Source organism: Chryseobacterium sp. JM1 (genome assembly GCF_000737715.1).
In the GTDB taxonomy this organism is placed as follows: Bacteria; Bacteroidota; Bacteroidia; order Flavobacteriales; family Weeksellaceae; genus Chryseobacterium.
This window is the reverse complement of record NZ_JPRN01000010.1, coordinates 12,332-31,280: the sequence shown is the minus strand read 5'-3', so window position 1 is coordinate 31,280 and position 18,949 is coordinate 12,332. Positions and strand designations below refer to the sequence as shown.

The following is an 18,949-nucleotide window of genomic DNA, read 5'->3' as shown; positions in this document are numbered from 1 at the left end:
CGAATAAGTACAAACGCTGAAGCTCACCATAAAAACATACGCTTTCAGAAGGTAAAAGAGGCAATTAATCCAAGTAACGACTCAGTTTTATATTGTGGATTTATTTAAGTTATAATAAATGAACAATTAATACGTTATATTTGTACAATCCGGTAATGTGCCGGAAATCTCAATACCCTCCTTATTCCAACACCCGATTTTAGCACATCTGTTTGTTCGCGTCAGGTAGATCAAACAAGATATGTTATGTCGCAAAAAGTAAAATTCTCGTCGGCTTCCGGTTCTCATTTTTATGCAACCCTCAGGAGCAGGGTAGACGAATTTTTCAGTCAGAATCAAAGAAGTCAACACGCCAATGCCCATATGTGGGGAAAAACTATATTTTTCCTTACAGGGTTTATAGGGATTTACCTTGTCATCATTTCAGGCCTGATGCCTGTCTGGATGCTCTTACCATTGGCAGCGGCTCTGGGTATGTTTAGTGCCTTTGTGGGTTTCAATGTATGCCACGACGCTATACACGGTTCCCTTTCAGGTAATAAAAAGGTGAATAAACTGTTCGGATTTATTTTTAATCTGATCGGTGCCAATCCATACGTTTGGAGCATCACTCATAATCTGGTTCACCATACCTATACCAATATCCCCGGACACGATGAAGACATTGAGATCGCCCCGGGATTGATCCGTATTGCTGAAGAAGATGAAGTAAATCGAATTCAGCGGTACCAGCATTGGTACGCCTTTCCGCTTTACAGTCTGGCATCCCTGTCATGGGTATTCCGTAAGGATTATGTGAAATTTTTCCAGAAAAAAATTGGTGCACATCAGAATAAACATCCTAAGCGTGAGTATTTCAATTTATTTTTCTTTAAAGCGCTCTATTACTTCCTTTTTATCGTATTGCCTTTATTGGTGCTGGATGTAAGTTGGTGGCAGTTTCTGATCGGCTTTCTGGTTTTGCATATTGCAGAAGGCCTGACGATGGGACTGGTGTTTCAGCTGGCCCACGTTGTTGAAGGAACCACTTTCCCGTTACCGAACGAAGCAGGGCAGATAGAAGAAGCTTGGGCGGAACATCAGATGCGTACGACAGCGAATTTCGCAACACACAATAAGCTCGCAGCATTTTTCCTGGGTGGACTGAACAGACAGATCGAGCATCACCTGTTTCCTAAAGTCTGCCACATACATTATGGAGAGATCTCCGTGATTGTGAAAAAGACAGCAATAGAGTTCAATTTGCCTTACAATGAAAATAAGAGCTTTTCATCCGCGCTGCGCTCCCATTTTCTAACGCTGAAAAAATTTGGCAAGGAGGCGGCTGTCAATTAACCCAATTATACCTTTTGGCTTGTTGTAAAAGTGCGGCCAAGCTTTATGTGATAGCTGTCAAATGGCGTCTCCTTAAATGAGTTCGAAAAGATCCGAACCTGTTGACCATGTATTCTGTGGGAAATTTAAAACCAGATTCGTGTCATTTAAATTGTATAGCAATCTCATTTTTACTCTCGCAGATTTTACAGATCAAGCCGATCTATAATACTGAAAATCTGCCTCATCTGATTAATCTGCGTGAATTTTTTAAAATTATGATATATCCGTTATCTTCATCAGAATCAATGAAATTGATTCCACCTTTGCTTTTCTTTATAAAATGTCATAATAATTTTATTTGCGTAAAAAAAATAAAACTTTCAGCAAGTTTTGCACGTAATCTGTTTTAATGGATTTTATTTCAGGAAGATTAAATTTTGTAAAATGGAAAGGCATAAACAGAAAAACTCACCATAAAATTGTGAGTTTTGTGAGTATGAAAGTAACATTATCGAATACTTTTATGGCCGACTTGATGCCGTTAGTTTAATTACGTGATTTGTTTTTTTTCTTAGTATTTATTTAACCTCAATTCAATTTTCCAGATCAAAGCTTGATATTGTATGAAAAGTATCTGCTTCTTTATTTTTTTCTCCTTGAAAAGTATCATAATTAACTACTAATAATTTCCCTTTATAGATAATAGTTTCACAAGGATTATCCAGTTTTCCATCGGAACCGTCTGCATTGTCATTTTCCCAAATCAGCGAAATGGTATTGGTATCTAAGTTAAGCTGATGCACACTGTTGTTCTCATAATTGGCGATAAAAATCGAATTTCTTTTTTCGTCATAAAAAAAACCGTCACAGCATTTTAACTGGTCTGAATCGAAAACTATTGTATTCGATTTTACTTTTCCGTCTTTGTCAAATTCTAGTTTATTAATAACGCCATCTCCAAAATTTCCTGCGTACAAATTTCCTTTTTTATCAAAAGCGATCCCGTCAATTCCTATCGTGTTTTTCGTAACTTCTGATTTTAAAGTAAAAGTGGCAATGATATAATTTTTTTTATTGGCTGCATCTAAAGTGATATTTTTAGAATTTAATTGTTCCAATGAAAAACTGTAAATTCCGCTTTCTCTTCTGTTTTTAAATAAAGCATCTGTTATATAAACCCGGTTTTTATACCATCTTACGGCTTCTCCGAAATTAAAGCCTTCAACCAAAACTTCAGCATTTACCGGTTTCCCGTCTTTTACATTAATCCGAATCAATCTTGAAAAATTTTCATTTCCTGTAAAAAACTGATTATCCATTATATATAAATTTCCATCGGGACCAAACTCCATTCCCATTGGATGTACTTTTTTAGTAATAGGATGTAATGGGAGTTGATCAAACCAAATGACTGGTTTATCGTTTTTATTAAAAGTTAGAATTCTGCTTCCATATTGATCAAATGAAATTGGATTGGTGATCGATAAAAATAGATTGCCTTTTTTATCTAAGGCCATCCCGTCCGGCGTTTGGTTTGTTTCTCCCAAATCAGCAAACAAGGTCGGCTTTATGAGTTTAGAAGGTTTGCTGTATACTATTTCTTGTTTGCGCTCTTGTGAAAACAGGTTTAAGGCATTCAATATAATCAGAATACCAATTGCATTTGTAATTACTTTTTTCATTTCGTTTTGTTGGTTTAATCATTTCCCGTTAAAAAGGGGTTTTATTATAGTACTTAACTATGCTGCCAGTAGAATAATAAATTTGATCATTTTGTTATTTTAAGCGAATATAACCATGTCATTATGATCCTGTTTTGAGAACCGTTGAAGAACCTGTTTAAGCATTCATATAATCGATTTTTAAATTTTATTGAATTCATGTGCTGAAATGCGGTTTTTATAAGCTAAAACAGGCTATTCAGATTAATTATCGGACTTTACTCCTATATTTTGTTACTTTGCCGTCAATTAAAATATATAATGAATTTTATTAAGAAAATTGACTTAAAAAGGACGGCGCTTCATTGCTTATACTGGATTTTCTTTTTACTGTTTTTCTTTTCAAATAAATCGGACAATGAAGATTCTTATGCATTCATTGTTGTTTATTCCTGTAAAATTTTAGCACAGGCCGCTGTTGCTTACGGTTTGATATATTGGATTATTCCGGAAACGTTAAATAAAAAAAGATATTTACTTTTCATAATTTCTGCCTTAGGCTGGCTTTATATTGTTTTTGCTTTTTTAATAATTTTAAAATTTTATTATCTGGAACCCAGATTTCCGACTTTCTTCGATGATTGGCTTGGGCATACAATGACGGTTCGTGAACGTCTTACTTCGGGTAAATTGATATTAAGAGAGTTTTCCTTTATCACATATCCCGTTATTATTTTAGGATTTATCAGCTTTAATCGCAAACAACAGCGTCTTTTAAAATTGGAAGAAGAAAAAAGATCAATAGAATTAAAGGTGCTGAAAAACCAGCTGAATCCTCATTTCTTGTTCAATACTTTAAATAATTTATATACTTTAACCCTAAAAAAAGATGATAAGGCACCTGAGGTCATTGCTAAATTATCTGAGATTTTAGACTTTGTTTTATATCGCTGCAATGAAGATTATGTTTCTGTGGAAAAAGAAATTACGCTGATTGAGAATTATATTGCTTTGGAAAAACTACGTTATGACGAAAACAGATTGGATATTGTATTTACGAAAGATATTCAGGAAACGAATAAAATTTCGCCTTTGATTGTATTGACTTTTATTGAAAATGCTTTTAAGCATGGTGTAATCAATGAAACTGAAAAAGCAACAATCAGGTTGAATTTAGAAAGCAAAAAAGGACAAATTATTTTTAGTATTGAGAATACAAAACCTCAAAATGAATTGGCCCGAATTTCAGACAAATCTAAAATTGGCTTAGAAAACGTCCGGAAACAACTGGATTTATTATATCCAAAAAAACATCAATTGGAAATTGAAGAAACGAAGACGTCTTATAAGGTTAAACTTTGTCTGAAAAATCAAACCGGGAAAGAAGTTATATGAGACCGCCAATAGACCATTCAAAACCATTAAATTAGCTTTTAGAATTTCAAACTACTTATCTCGAATGAAACACAGATGTATTATTATTGACGACGAACCTTTGGCAAGAGAATTAATTACTTCTCATTTGGCAAATTTTGAAAGTTTTGAGTTAATAGATTCTTTTGAAAATGCATTAAAAGCATATTCCTTTTTAGAGTGTAATTCTGTTGATTTAATCTTCTTAGATATTGAAATGCCTTTACTGAAAGGAAATGATTTCTTGAAAAAATTAAAAAATCCGCCTAAAGTAATTTTTACAACAGCTTACAGAGAATATGCGATTGAAGGCTACGAACTTAATGTGATCGATTATCTTTTGAAACCCATTACTTTTGACCGCTTTTTTGTTTCAATAGAAAAATTTAAACAGCTTCAAACTCCAAAGAAAGAAGTTCATGCAGAATCTGAAGATCATATTTTTGTAACAAGCGGCAATAGACATATTAAAATTATCTTTAATGAAGTTATGTATATCGAAAGCCTGAAAGATTATATAACGATTCATTTGGAAAATGGAAAATCGCATCATATAAAACAGAATATCTCGGTTTTTGAAAAATTATTGAATTCTGATTTTATTCGAATTCATCGTTCATTTATTATTCAGGCAAAAAAAATGACTGCTTATACTAAAAACGAAATTGAAATAAATTCCATAGAAATTCCCATTGGAATCAGTTACAGGGAAAACTGGCTGAATTATTTGGAAACAATTACTTCAAAATAGTAAAAACCGAATCTCATTGTTAGTTAAGATTCAATGGGAGTGATGAAGAAGTAGCAGTTATATTGGACTTTCTGTATTGCATGTCAAAAAATTAGAATGAGCCAAAAAAAACATCGAGGCCTTAAGGGTAAGGTTGAACTTCTGAAAATAGACATTAAATCGTGTCTCCTTAAGAGCGAGAAAGGATTCGAACCTGAGACCGTCCCGATTAAAAATCGGGATGCTCTATCTAGGTTTGCCTTTATTGAGATAGTATACAACAAAAAAGACTCACAATAAAAATTGTGAGTCTTTTTAAGTGAGCGCGTCAGGATTCGAACCTGAGACTGTCCCGATTACAAAATCGGGATGCTCTATCTAGGTTTGCCTTTATTGATATAGTATACAACAAAAAAGACTCACAATAAAAATTGTGAGTCTTTTTAAGTGAGCGCGTCAGGATTCGAACCTGAGACCGTCACTTAACAGGACTATCTTCGAACACTTTTATAATTGATTTAATGGAATTAAGTTCATTAACTGTTTGATTCATAATGTAATGTATTTTTAAAGGTGAAACCTTTTTCTTTGTTTGTATCTGTTAAATTTTCAGGGGTAATTATTAGTCAGTTAAAATATCAAAATCCATCATTCGAAAATCCATTTTTCCATAGGATGGATTTTCTGCTTTAACTATTGCTTATGGAATAATAAATATTTTAAGTAAATTCTTAAAGCATAACTATAAGTTATTACCATTCCCACTTTGAGCGATGAAATTTATGAGATTTTATGAGGTCTGTTTTTAGAAATTATTTCATCCAAGCTTTATGATTCTCCATCAATAAATGTAAGCACACTAATGGAATTTTACTGCTGGATGCTATCATGGTTGTTTTTCAGTGAAGATTAGAATACTTAAACTTTTATATTTTAAGTATACAGCCTTAAGAAGACAAAACAAATTCAGTTATATAAATAATCTGTAATCATAGCTTCGCCCTTCAAATCTTGAAAGTAATTTGCCGATTTTTGCAATTTGATTAGAGGAATCAATTGTTGATGGGAGCTTGGAATAGAGATCAAGTGAGTTCCAGTTCATTTTTGTTAAGCCTAAAATTTCGGAAGCGATGACATCTATGTTGGATTCCCCATGATGTTTTGTTATTTTTATTGGAGCTGGAATACTTCTACCACCTAAGTAGAATTTATAGTTTGGCTGTTTTACGGAAGGCACAATACCATGTGTCCAGAGTAATGCGGTTCGCTTGTTGGTCACTATGCAGGTTCCCCTAGAGATTGGGAATTTGTCAACTTGCAATTTATTATCAAAAACATTCATTGCGACAAATTTTGCATCAATATCATAATTGATTTCAATTAGATCAATTTTCTTTATACCAGCCTGATTTAAACTGGCCTTAATACCATTTATTTCATCCTCAGTAAACTTAGTCCTTTTATGGATAACAACTCTTTCTGGTAGTGAATCCAATGACTGGTAAAATAATTCTCTAATCGAGACTCCGAATTGAAAAGCATCTTTATATGACAAATAAGGATTGTTCTGTTTGTCCAAAAAATAATTATCTATTTTTGAAAGTCTGTATTTTAATCCTTGACCGTTTGAATCATAAATGTGGCTACATCCAATAACAATCTCTGATTTATTTTTAACTTTTGAAATACTGTAACCGATTCCTGCGTAAGCGGTTTTTCGTTCTTGATTGTTTAGTATCCAAGGAGTCCGTAAAGATTTAACATAAAAAGATAACGAAAGCCACCAGTATATCTGACACTTAAGCTTGTCATCCAATGTGTCTTCTCTGATCAGTTGCGTTGATATGCCTTTTGAGGCTGAAAATGCTTTGATATAATCGTGGAGATCAAAAGTTTCTATTTCATTAATATACGTTTCAAAAGGCTGCCATTCAAATGGAATAAAAATTACGATAGTACTGGCGCTTTGAATCGCAGAGATCTTCTCGATTTTATTGGTTATCGCTCTTGCCAGCCTTATGGCATTTTCATGAGTCTCCTTGGAGTTATCAGCTACAAAATTGATATCCATCCATGAAGCATCATCATTGGTAGCAGGTATGTTTATAGGAAGATTAAAAGCTGATAAGAAACCAGGATAGTCAATAAGATAGTCGGTATTAATATTCTCAGTGGAATGTTTTGAATTGAGTTGGGTCAGGAATGCAAATAATCTTTCCCCGTATTTTTGTGAACAGATGATTGAAAGATTAATTTCATTGGAATGTATTATTCCATTAAGATTCACATCGTAAGGACGGTTATTAATTAAACCGCGCATAGGATGGTAATCTTTAAAATCGCTATTAGTCGCAATATTTTTAAATATGAGTTGTGGTTCCAAAAACTGAATTCCTCGAAATTGTGTTTGCTTATTATCATAATTTTGAGGAACGTATGATCGATATTTATTATCTATCACATCAATTTCTCCAAATGCTGTATTAGAACTGATCTGAAACTCAAATCCTGTCCCCGATAATGGAGGGTACTCAAATTTTACTTTTTTATGGTTAAATAAGATCCCATTCCACAGTTCTAATTCTTCATTATATTTATTGTTGTACAATTTCTCAAGCAAATTTTTACTAATACTCTGTTTTTGACTTTTCTCTATTTCACAATCTGAGTCCAAATATACAGTTGGTGCAAAAGCCATATATCCAAAGTGAGAATTTTTGTCGAAATAAAGAGAAATAAAAATTGCCTTGTGAACAGTGATATCTCCGACTTTACTGAGAATGTTTTTTAACCATATTTTGTCTTTATAATTGGAATTTACTTCTTTAGTATAGCAGAAATATTTTGAAATAGCTGTAAGCATTAGATTTTTAAAAGCTGTAACATTTTCTATGTCAAAGCGGGAAATCGCCTCTCTTTTTACTTCCGACTTTAGATATGGCTTAAAAATTGAGTTTATCTCACTCAATGTTCCTAATGCGTAGACATTTCCTTTAAATGGTACAGCAGAAATATTTGTTTGAGTAGTTAGAGTTTTGAGGAAGCTCCAAGGCTTTTCATTACCATACTCTATTTGAAGTTGAAATACTTCTTTCGGGAATACAATTGGATGAAGGTTACTTTTAATATACTTGTCCGTTTTCTTGAATTCAAGCTTGAACTCTGTATTGAATGTTTCGGTTTGATTGGTGCTTTCAAGGATTTTTTGAATTTTTTCAGAAAGCTCTTGGCTATCTTCAAATATTGCCTTTGATAAGTGAATTAGCATTTTATCAAATCCGTCAGTTGCAATATAATAGGCTTCTCTACCTGAAGCTCTAATATATTTAAGCAAGTCTTTTACCTCGCTATTTATTTTTTCACCATAGCCACACCAGTAAAGACGCCCGGAACCCTTTTTTGAATAAGCAGCTTTTAAGGCATCCATTAGCGATTTGTCTCGGCCACTGTAACCCGCTACAATAAAGTTTTTGTCAACATGGTAATTCCCTAAATGTTCCTGAAATATTTCATGCTGATTATCAAGCTCTGTATCTGTGTTTTTTAGCGTTGAATATTTATAATCTCCATGTAAGGCTATACATAGCAATTCTTTTGTACTTTGATTTCTAAATATTCGTTCTGCATTATCTAAGGTGATCTCAATAGGCGTAAGGTTATTTTGATGGGCTGCGCGAACTATCAGTCCGTCAAAGTTTGTCGTCCATACCGATTTTACAATTCCTTGTGAAGCCAAAAAACACAACAGTTTGTATCCAATATAAGGTTCTTTATTTTCGATCAAACTGAAGAAATATTTTCTTCGATCATCTGCAATGGGGTGAGCTTTCTCTGCATAGAAAGTGTATTCCTCAGCAGCGTCAAGTATAGGATAATTGCCATGATTGTCCAGCCACTTTTGAATACTCTTTCTTACTGTTTCGTTTTTGTGATTCTTGTAATATTCTGCAGCATTTATGTTTTTAGTAATGTAAATGTCCCTTTTCCATTCCCAAATACAATCATAAGCAGATTGAATACCAGAGCTAATCGAGGCTCCTGCTCCAAGTAGGAATGAATGGGGTACATCAACATTTCGTTTTACTGATCTTAAAAACGCATCGTATTCTAAATATAAATTTTCTTCCATTAAATTTTATAGGTGTTGTAACTCTGAAGTATTGTAAAAATCTTTTATAAATAATAAATTTTAGTTCACATAAATATACCAAAATTATCTTCCATCTTATAAAGGATACACAAGTATTATCAATCCGCGAATAGTAATGATTTATTTTTTTTGAACTAATTTAAGCCTAAATACCTAAAGACTTTTACGGCTTACCGTAATCTTAATTTGAAAAGATGCTATGTGCAATGGGGTTTTGCTCTATTTTTTAGACGAGACTGGCACTTGTGAGATGTAGGTCTTAATAGCATTGTTACTTAAATATCATTTCCTGACGAAAAGCAGCGAATGATTTACGTTTTACGTTTGAAACCAAAAGAGTTCTTACATTTGGGGTTGCTATGAAAGCAACTGAAAAGAAATTAAGAACTAAATTTGGAAATGAAATTGTAATTCCATAATCACTTATTAAATGTTTGAAAATGTACTAAAAATGCTAAATACATATTCATATGAAAACAGTTTATTTATATGTTCGTGTAAGTAAGGATGAACCAAAAAGAAGAGGATCCCTCCATACCACTGCAGGATGATAAATTATTGAAATAATGTAAATATAACAATAAAGAAGTCAAAGGAATTTATCGTGAAGACTTTTCAACCAAGAATTTCAATCGGCCAGAATGGAAAAAACTAATTTTAAGAATTAAGCAAAAATTAGGTCCAGGTGTCGATAAGGTCTGAAAAGTCATTGTTCTAACATCGAATCTATTTGATAAGTAAGGATTACGCTATTTATGTTCTGTTGGCGTGCAATTCTTATCAATACTGGATATTACTCTTCATCAATAGCTTTTGTCCTATGTACATATCAAAATGATCTCTTGCCCATTTTTCCTTTAAAATTGCTATATCTATAATATTATCCTTTTGAATAGCTCCTTTAGTGAAAAGATCTGTTTTGTTATGCTGTGACACATTGAAGTGATACATGATTTCATTGATATGGAAAACATAAAAGTATTGCCATCCATCTTTATTTTTCTGAGGTCTATAACAGATTTGCTTGGTCTTCAACCATCAGTGTCGATATAAATCAAGATAACTTCATATTCGTGATCATTTCGGGGATCGTTACCCATAATCATTTTGCGAATATGTTCTGCATGAGGCCCGAGATCCACATCGGAAAAAACCTTATTTTTTGAAATATGACATCGCCAAAGAATGGATAGAAAAAAACAGCTGTGTTTTAGCGTAATCCAAATTTTCGTATCGTACATAGGGGATGATTTCATGGTTGCCGGGTATTATTTCCTAGTTACACCAGAGTTAGTGGAAGGTTCTGAATATAGGTCATATTCAATATCTATCGAATTACTTATTAAGAATTGTTCTGTCTTTCCCTGCTGATTTTTTTCAATTAAATCTGTTAGCTTCATGTTTTTTGCTTATTATATTGATTTTATTCCCCATAACTGCATAACCCCTAGATCATCCGGATGCATTGTTTACCAAAAATACTACTCAGTGAAATACTGAGTTGTTGGTGCTCATTGCATTATTCCAATGCCTACATTATGATGCCAAACCCAATTTGTAGGAGATTTTACCAATATAGAACTAGTGGCAAATTTTGGAGTTTTAATCCCTAAATCTGAACTACCAGTTGCAAATTTAGCATCGGAAGCTATTTCATTTGCGAGAAAAGATAAGAGCATTAATTTTAATACTTTTATCACTCAATCTTTACATATCTTCAATATCAGCGTGTTTTATATTATACTTTTTCAACAAGATATAGGCCTTCTCAGAAAGAGCTAAAGTATTTTGCTCGGTGATTAAAAAATCATCTTTATGAGCCTCTCCATGAATTTTTGCCCAATAGAAATTTGGAAGTTCTTTTTCAGGATAAAGCTCCAAAAAAGTTTCAGACTTAGATATTAAAACCTCGTCAAAGCTAATTCCTGTCAGGTACTCTGATTCTATTCCTTTTCTTAATTGTTCGGTTACTATATAGCACGGAAAGGATTCAAGAATATCATCCCCCAACCAACCATCAAACTCATAATGGAGATTTTTAATTAATGGAGGGAAAAAAGAATTATCTATTTTAGTTTTGTCTCCTAGTCCTCCTGCTACTTCAGGTTCTAATAGTTTATACATAGATTAATAATTGGCATTTAAGAACCAAACCTGTCTTACTTTTGTAAGGCAGGTTTGGAATTAATTACGCATCATTTAATGCATAATTATAAAGAGCTTTTGTAAGTTCTTCGTTTGACAAAGCATGATTATCACCAGTATTAGATTCTTCAATAGCATCTAAGAAGTAATAAAAATCAAACAAGTTAGAATATTTCATTCCATTATTAGAATACTCTATGTTACCTTCTGTTTTCTCTATTTCAAAAAAAGCCAAATTATTGTCTATTTTTAAAGGTTGCTCCATATAAATTTCGACCACCTCAGATTCAGTATCTAAAGATTGTATTTGGCAAAAATCTTCATAAGAGCCTCCACTTCTGAAATATTGAACTAATTCTAAAAGTTTCATATTTATGCATCATTTATTCCATATTCAATATCTATCGAATTATTTAATAAATCTTGTGAAGTTTTTATTCATTTTTTAATTAAATCTATTGTAAAAACAGGGCATTGAAAATTAATATCCTGTTTTACCTTAAATACATTTGAAAAAATATTCTTTATTCTTCTTCAATTAATTCTAAGAATAAATCCTGTAAATCTTCATTAATTTTTTCATTGCTATTTTCTGTAGTTAGGATGAAATCATCATCTATTTCAGCAGTATAGGTACTTCCATCTAAGATCCCTAATACATGTGATAAAGTATTAATTTCGACAATTCGTAAAAATTTTAAAAAAACGTCTCTTTCTTCTTTTGAAAACTCTATATACATGGGTAGAATACCTTTCCATACTGGATCTCGTGCTTCATTTGTAGTATTCAGTAAATTTTCATACAACTCTATATTTCCTTCGATGACATCTCTTTTGAGAATTTTTACTAATTCTAATGGTTTCATATATGATATAATTATATTTAGTTTATTCTTAATTTATTCTATTATTTTTATAAATGAATCAGGATATTTTGTTTTGTTTAGTTGAATTAATTCTTGTAATGCACTATTGGGTATGCCCTGTGATCCATAAACTCGTCTTAGCTCAAATATATCTCTAGCCAAAACTTGACGGGCATTTTCAAATCCTTTCGTACTACGGGATACGATCCCATTAGGGCCCAAAAATCTATGCCCTTCTGCTGGAACTAAAATTGTTGGAGCGGTTTTATGCTCATAGCCAACAACTAATCTTTTCATAACTGCACTTTGTCCCACATGATGTGCGTCCAGCCCAATTTCAACACCTCTTAACTTATTATAATCTCCTACTTTCCATATTTTACTCTCTATTACCTCATCTGTAGCTTTTCCTTTGGTAACAATAATGGCTAATAAACCAACCCCCATTGCAAGATATTGATTTTCCGGTTTCCAAGTACTTAAGACCTGTCCACCTACATCAAAGAAACCTGCTGGATCACCAAAACCTCCAATCATTTTTACTGGTCCATCACTTAGCCTTCCAGCATTCTTCCATCTTGACCAGGCAAAATCACTTTTAGAGTTCCAATAATCCATGTACTCATTTACATGGCTACGAATCTCCATTCCCCAGAAAAAGCTGGTCTTAGTAAGTACAATGGGAGGAACGTTAATATGAACTCCACCTTGTTCATCAGTACTGGTGCCTATTGAAATCCCAATATTGGCAAGCAACATATTGGTATATGGTTGGCTCCAATTAATTCCATTCCCGTCGTAATCCATTGAAACACCGTCAGTACTGGTAAATCCTACACCGGTATTATACCAAGTCGTGCCATCCTGAGAATTATTCCAAAAACCTGCGCCCAAGTCCATACTCATTCTTCCATCCGGATCATATTTCATCACCGGATTATTCATCACATAAGCATAGGGAGAAGTAGAATGGTAGCTTTCAGAAAGCTGGTCCATCCCATTCCATCTTCCCAAATCAGGCATATACTGTCTCCAGCCGTAATCTAAATTTCCGCCACTCTGCAATTCTTTGCCGTTATAAAGATATTTAAATTTATTGTTCGTTGTATCCCCCGTATTATATCCTGCGTGTTTTAGTCCAAAAGGATAGTAATTATTTTCTTCCAAAATAACTGCTGCACCTCCGGTTCCCTTTGTATAAGAAACTCTTATATTCCCCAGATGATCTGAATATTGATATACATATCTATTGTTTATAAAATCATAATATCCTTCCTCATTGGCAAAAACAGACGATTGTGTGCTACCTGCTGCATTTGATGTATATTGGAACCCTCCGAGATAGTCGGTAACTTCAAGGTCTTTATGCATCTGTTGTTTGGACCCGTCAGAAGAATAGACATATTTGACTAATCCACTTGTAGAATTTGGAGTAATTTGAGAAGGAAGATTTAAAAAATTATACGTAATTTTTGCCTGCCCTTTGTCCAGGTGTTGGGTAATATTTCCATTATTATCATACTGTAAAGAGGCTCCCTGTCCAGAGGGAAGAGGGTATCCGCTTAAAGCATTTCCTTTTCCGGATTCCTGTACAAAATCCAACTGGTTACCCCCATTCAGATAATTATAGGTAAGGTTGTCTATGACCTCCGCCTTTCCATTAATAGCGCTTCCTGTTCTATGGAGCGAAGTGATATTTCCGCCAAGATCATATTCCATAACCTCACTATATTCCTTGGAGTACGGATTGGTATCAATCTGAAAAAAACCTGCCAAAAGTCTTTCTGCCCCGTCATATACATACCCGTATCTTCTCAGTGGCTCGTTGGCTCCTGAAGCTGTTTTCCAGTCTACTTCAGCAATCCTGCCATTATATTTAGGTTTTACCTTCAGATTAAAAGAATTGTTTGGCATTTCTGCTCCTTCTACAGTATTGTATTTTATTCTGTATGCGAAAAGCTTACTGCTCATATTAGCTATATCAGACGCGTTAATCCCTGTAAGCGATCCTCTGATATTATATGAATAATCAATGCTTTGAAGACCTGCTCCTGTTTTTTTATTAATGACTTGTCCCAAATCATTGTAGGTAAGCTCAGACAGCAATTCTTCTGGAGCGGTATTAATCTGTTGATAATGTTTCAGTAAGTAGCCTTGTGGGTTATACGTATATCTGTCTTTAACTGTAACTTCGGTATTGGCCGTATTTTTTGAATGATATGTAAACGTATGTTGTGTTTTACCGGAAAAGTCAAGCAAAGTCTCTGTTTTTGTAAATCCTCCCAAATGGTTTTTACTAAAGCTACCTACCGTTCTACCTAACTGATCATACCAAACAGCATCTGAAGACCAGCTGTCATTCTCAATATTTTTATTGTAGGTGATAGTAGGGAGTGTTTTTGTGCTCCTTATAGATGAAGCTCCATTAGATGTAATAACCGCAGGAATAGAAGTCAAAATCGGCTTACTTTGTATCTGGTCAGGCTGTTGAGGTGATCCCTGAGGATATTCATCATAATAGTTTACTGACAAAATGGTCATGCTTCCAGTAGGAAAAGCATCTTTTGTGTAATAAATATTAAGGTTGTTTTGAGTAAATGGAGTGATACTTGCAGTTTCATTATTACCCGCATTAACAGACATATTATTCAATGCAGTCTGCATCGCTGCTCTTGTTGCTGTATTGGCAAAAAAACCAGTATACACAACTCTTCCCAATGAATCATATTTGGTAAACAGCCAACCTGGTTTTCCAAAATTATTCACTAGTGATCTTAAGTTGGGGTCCTGCACAAGTACCTGCCTGTTCTGTTTGTCATATACAAAATATTCCATGCCCTTTCCTGGCAATTTTTTCTCTGCAAGCCTATTATACTTATCATATATATACACATAACATAAACTGCTGAGTACAGGCTGAATTTGCGCATTTGTAGTGATTACAGCTGCCTTCGGAGGAATTATAAAAGAGAGATTCCCAAAATCATCATATACATAATAGGTATCAAGATTTTCAACAGCCCCGGTTTCTTTAGTATTTAGCCTTCTCACTAAAATAGTCTGTCCTAATGAATTGGTAAAAATATGAGACTCATTCCCGTCTTCATCTTTAGATACTGATTTGTATAACGCATTCGCATTATAATATCCATTCGTTGTGTAAGTGTCACTAGCCGCAAAACTGAGTACTGCATCATTGAGCTGTGAAGAAGCATTCCAGGTAATGGTAGCTTTGAATCTTTTTACTTCATTGGCTGAATTGGATAAAAACTCAGCTTTTTTTGTATGGCCTCCGCTAAGCTGCCATTCTGTTCCAGGTGCTGCACTTTTCTCAATTCTTCCCAGTGGCGAATTTTCGTAAGCTACTTCAGAGAATGCATTGGAAACATTGTAGTAAGTATTGACTGAATTTTCTCCCACATTAGACATGTAGGCGCCATTCTGTGAATCAACAGGAAGAGGAAGGTAGCTTTTTGAAGGTCTTCCCAAATGATCAAAGGCTACAGGAACTACAACATCTTTTCCTGTTGGAGACCCCTTTACTGCAATATTCTGGATGCTTCTTCCCAACCCATCAAAATATTGGACCGTCTGCATCTGCTGAGCACCGGCCTGTTCGCTGATAACAGGTTCAAGGTAAGTTCTGCTGTAGGTGTAGTTTTCCGTATTAGTCAAACTCTGTGCATTAAACAAAGCAGACAAAAGAAAGTATATAAGTATTAATATTTTTTTCATAATCTTTGTTTTTATTGCTGTTTCGTATTGTATTTAAACTCCTGAATAATATTTCCGTTGACATTAACAACTGCTTTGAGCTTATTATTGCTGTCGTACTTATAGATCTCTCTCATACCATTAGGCGGGGTAACGGTTGTAACTCCAATTAAAGGATCATAAGTATAAGTGGTGATCAGGAATTTTTTTAACGCATTATTTGTTCTGAAGGCATCCAGCGAATTAATCAGTTCTGTTTCAGAGGCCGTATCAACATCAGAATTTGATTTTGATACAATGTCATCTGCCAATCCAGCTATATCAGCTAATGAAGCACCTTCTATTTTAGCGATAGGCATCGTATTGTTATATCCCCAGATAATCACTGAAGGAAATCCCTTCCCTGTATTTTCATCAGATACAGTAGTATATTGACGATTATTACCTGCGGAGTCATATACATCATACTTCACTGTTGTTTTAATACTGCTATCATTTGGATTAACAAATACAACAGAAGTAGGCAGAAGGCTGTTGTTGTCAAATTTCACTCTAGAGTTTAAGACTGTTTTTCCGTTGTTTTTATTAATGGTTTGAACAGCTTCTGAAAGAATATGTGCATTTTCAAGATGTGCATACTCTGCAACACCAGAAGGATAAATAAATTGTTGTTCTATATTATTTCCATCCGAGGTTACGTCCTTTATTGAGTTCGGGCCAAGGTTTGAAGAATTAATAACTGTTTCTTTTTTATTTTCTACTATACCACCTGTTTTTGTATAATCTTTACTGCTCAGGGAAATCTTTTTCACATAAGCTGGTATAGTGATATATGGATTAGGTCCAATATAAAAATCATGAATCTGATTGGTAAAGTTATCCAGTTCATAAACATAATTTTCAGAACGTATTAGCTGATTCTGATCATTATACATTTCTTTTTTTGAAACAAGACCTCCTTTGGTAATATTATAATAAGGATAATAATATATGGGGAAAAGCTGAGTACCTCCATCCTGATATTTAGGATAATCATCGGGCGTAATATAAGAGATTCTTGTATACCCGTTTCCGGCTTCAGAAACCTTTACATTTTTATACATTATAAACCCCTCATTAGCACTGTTCTTACTGTCGTTATCATAATAAAATGCATAACCACTTGAACCTGTTTCTTCGACGTTATCATAGTTGTAATTCAATGTTTTAACAGGAGATGTTTCATTAATTCCCGTGTAATATTTAATGCTATTTAAGCGTATATGCCCATAATGGACTGTATTTTTTGCCTTCCGAATAGGGCCTTGTTTAATTTTAATTTCATATACCTGAAAAATCCCGTAACCCTTTCCCCTCCCGGAAAACTGTAACGTATAAGTACCCGGATATCCATAATAGGTATTCTCAGCCCATTCAATTGTTTTTGGAAAACACTCTTTACCATACATAACCTCACCTGAACTGTTCTTAATTACAAAGTCTGTATGGAATGGTTCGGGTTCTGGGTCACCTATTATAGGTGTATTGGGAGGTGTTTCATTATAGCCTTGTGTTGTAAATGAAAATTTAAAACCTATTTTTTTATTAGGATCTCCTGAAACCGTAAAAGTATATGTATTTGACTGACCTGTATTAAATTGATAATCAGGTTGAGCTACAATGTTCTGTATATCTGAGTCAACATAATTACGCAGTATTGAATCTAAATAATCTTGGTTGTAATCAAAATAATACTCATGATTTCCATATACATACTGTGTTACACCTCCGGAGGGAGAAATAATTTTTTCCAGTGTATTGGTAAAATTATAATCTGTATAAAAGTTTTCAGGTACAGAGCCTGTCCAATCACAATAACTATTATTTACGGTTGGCAGGAAGTTATTATTCTTCTGGTTATAAACAAACGAAGTCTGTTCAGTTTTTACATCATTTTTATCATTCATAACAATTGAGGAAAGAAGTCTTTTTCTCAGGGACTGCTCGAATGGTTCAACAGAATTTATATAATTAAAATTATATGTGCGTATAAGCTGATCAAAGGAGTTTTTTAATATTATTTTCTTGAGGCTGTAAAGATCGTTGGGCGTTCCGGAAAGGCTCTCATCAAACTGATAATCAAATATAACTTTTCCCAAATCTGTATCTACTGATTTTAATTTACAATACTGGTACATCAGTTCTCCTGTAGAAGCTCTGGTTTTAGATTTTTTATCGTAATTATAAGTTGCCAGTATTTTACCCGTTGGACTTACTATTTTGGTCAAGAAATAAGCAGATTTATATCCTTTTCGAGGTATAAAAGAATCACCGTCATATCTCATTTCATAATCAAAATCATTGAAGATATATTTGTATCCTTTCCCGTCAGTAATAGTAAAATTTTCAATTTTTAATGTAGCCGTATTATTGCTTTTTTCATAATCAAATTTCAAATTGTTTGGAGTTATGTTGAGAAGACTGAAAGTATTATTCACTATATCTCTTTTGATCTGAAATTTTCCGGATGCACTAGGCAAGTTGTAATAATAATAATCGTCAAAAAGGTTTTTCTCATATTCAGCTCTGGAAGCATCATCATATCTTTCATCCAGTTCATCAACGATCTTTTTATAAATTACACTTCCTCCAAAAAGAGTCCAACCTGTACCTACATCGCTGGCTGAAAAATTACTATCCCATACATAAACAGGATTGTAACTCAGATTAAAGACATTCCTAATATTTTTGTCCTGTATCGGGACTTCTATGACAGGAACATTTATGTTGGGTTGACCCGTTACCTGATTAACAGGATTATCTGTATATCTTGCCATTGATGCCATTGAGGGTGAGGCGATAGGAGACGTCGTACCTTCTCCTAAGCTCTGTTGGCTATAGAAATTGGTGACTAAAAATAGTAGAAAGAAAAATAAGTATTCTTTCTTCCAATTAAATGTATTCATCATTTGAG

The 18,949-nt window shown here is 33.7% G+C and carries 11 protein-coding genes; 3 read left to right on the top strand and 8 right to left on the bottom strand.

From position 1 onward, the window contains the following. Positions 1 to 246 precede the first annotated feature (246 nt). Positions 247 to 1,335 (top strand): fatty acid desaturase family protein, encoded by a 1,089-nt coding sequence (locus tag IW22_RS16065; protein WP_034728387.1) that lies wholly within the window; start codon positions 247 to 249, stop codon positions 1,333 to 1,335. A 575-nt stretch (positions 1,336 to 1,910) separates the two neighbouring features. On the opposite strand, the gene IW22_RS16060 is transcribed toward IW22_RS16065, so the two are convergent. Beyond that, positions 1,911 to 2,999, bottom strand: coding sequence for a hypothetical protein (locus tag IW22_RS16060; protein ID WP_034728385.1), 1,089 nt, complete (start codon positions 2,997 to 2,999; stop codon positions 1,911 to 1,913). Positions 3,000 to 3,299: 300 nt separating this feature from the next. Here IW22_RS16060 and IW22_RS23735 point away from each other — a divergent pair, with 300 nt between their 5' ends. Both IW22_RS23735 and IW22_RS16050 read left to right on the top strand, forming a co-directional pair. Continuing rightward, the gene (locus IW22_RS23735) at positions 3,300 to 4,373 is read left to right on the top strand and encodes a sensor histidine kinase (RefSeq protein WP_051891271.1); all 1,074 of its coding nucleotides are present in this window, start codon (positions 3,300 to 3,302) and stop codon (positions 4,371 to 4,373) included. Between the two features lie 64 nt (positions 4,374 to 4,437). After that, positions 4,438 to 5,142, top strand: coding sequence for a LytR/AlgR family response regulator transcription factor (locus tag IW22_RS16050; protein ID WP_034728382.1), 705 nt, complete (start codon positions 4,438 to 4,440; stop codon positions 5,140 to 5,142). A gap of 949 nt (positions 5,143 to 6,091) precedes the next feature. Here the strand turns inward: IW22_RS16050 and IW22_RS16040 are convergent. The 7 genes from IW22_RS16040 to IW22_RS16005 form a co-directional block, all read right to left on the bottom strand. Next, entirely contained in the window at positions 6,092 to 9,250 is a 3,159-nt protein-coding gene (locus IW22_RS16040) for an SIR2 family protein (protein ID WP_034728376.1), read from the bottom strand. 801 nt (positions 9,251 to 10,051) lie between these two features. Beyond that, positions 10,052 to 10,306, bottom strand: coding sequence for a hypothetical protein (locus IW22_RS16035; protein WP_034728371.1), 255 nt, complete (start codon positions 10,304 to 10,306; stop codon positions 10,052 to 10,054). 672 nt (positions 10,307 to 10,978) lie between these two features. Further along, positions 10,979 to 11,395: a hypothetical protein gene (locus IW22_RS16025; protein ID WP_034728367.1), complete on the bottom strand. Its 417-nt coding sequence runs from the start codon at positions 11,393 to 11,395 to the stop codon at positions 10,979 to 10,981. A gap of 64 nt (positions 11,396 to 11,459) precedes the next feature. Then, the gene (locus tag IW22_RS16020; RefSeq protein WP_034728366.1) at positions 11,460 to 11,786 is read right to left on the bottom strand and encodes a hypothetical protein; all 327 of its coding nucleotides are present in this window, start codon (positions 11,784 to 11,786) and stop codon (positions 11,460 to 11,462) included. A 154-nt stretch (positions 11,787 to 11,940) separates the two neighbouring features. Beyond that, positions 11,941 to 12,282 carry a hypothetical protein gene (locus tag IW22_RS16015; RefSeq protein ID WP_034728365.1) on the bottom strand — a complete coding sequence of 114 codons (342 nt, stop codon included), beginning with the start codon at positions 12,280 to 12,282 and terminating at the stop codon, positions 11,941 to 11,943. 33 nt (positions 12,283 to 12,315) lie between these two features. Further along, positions 12,316 to 16,017 carry a DUF6443 domain-containing protein gene (locus tag IW22_RS16010; RefSeq protein ID WP_081873964.1) on the bottom strand — a complete coding sequence of 1,234 codons (3,702 nt, stop codon included), beginning with the start codon at positions 16,015 to 16,017 and terminating at the stop codon, positions 12,316 to 12,318. 11 nt (positions 16,018 to 16,028) lie between these two features. After that, positions 16,029 to 18,944 (bottom strand): hypothetical protein, encoded by a 2,916-nt coding sequence (locus IW22_RS16005; RefSeq protein WP_131401748.1) that lies wholly within the window; start codon positions 18,942 to 18,944, stop codon positions 16,029 to 16,031. Positions 18,945 to 18,949: the final 5 nt, after the last annotated feature.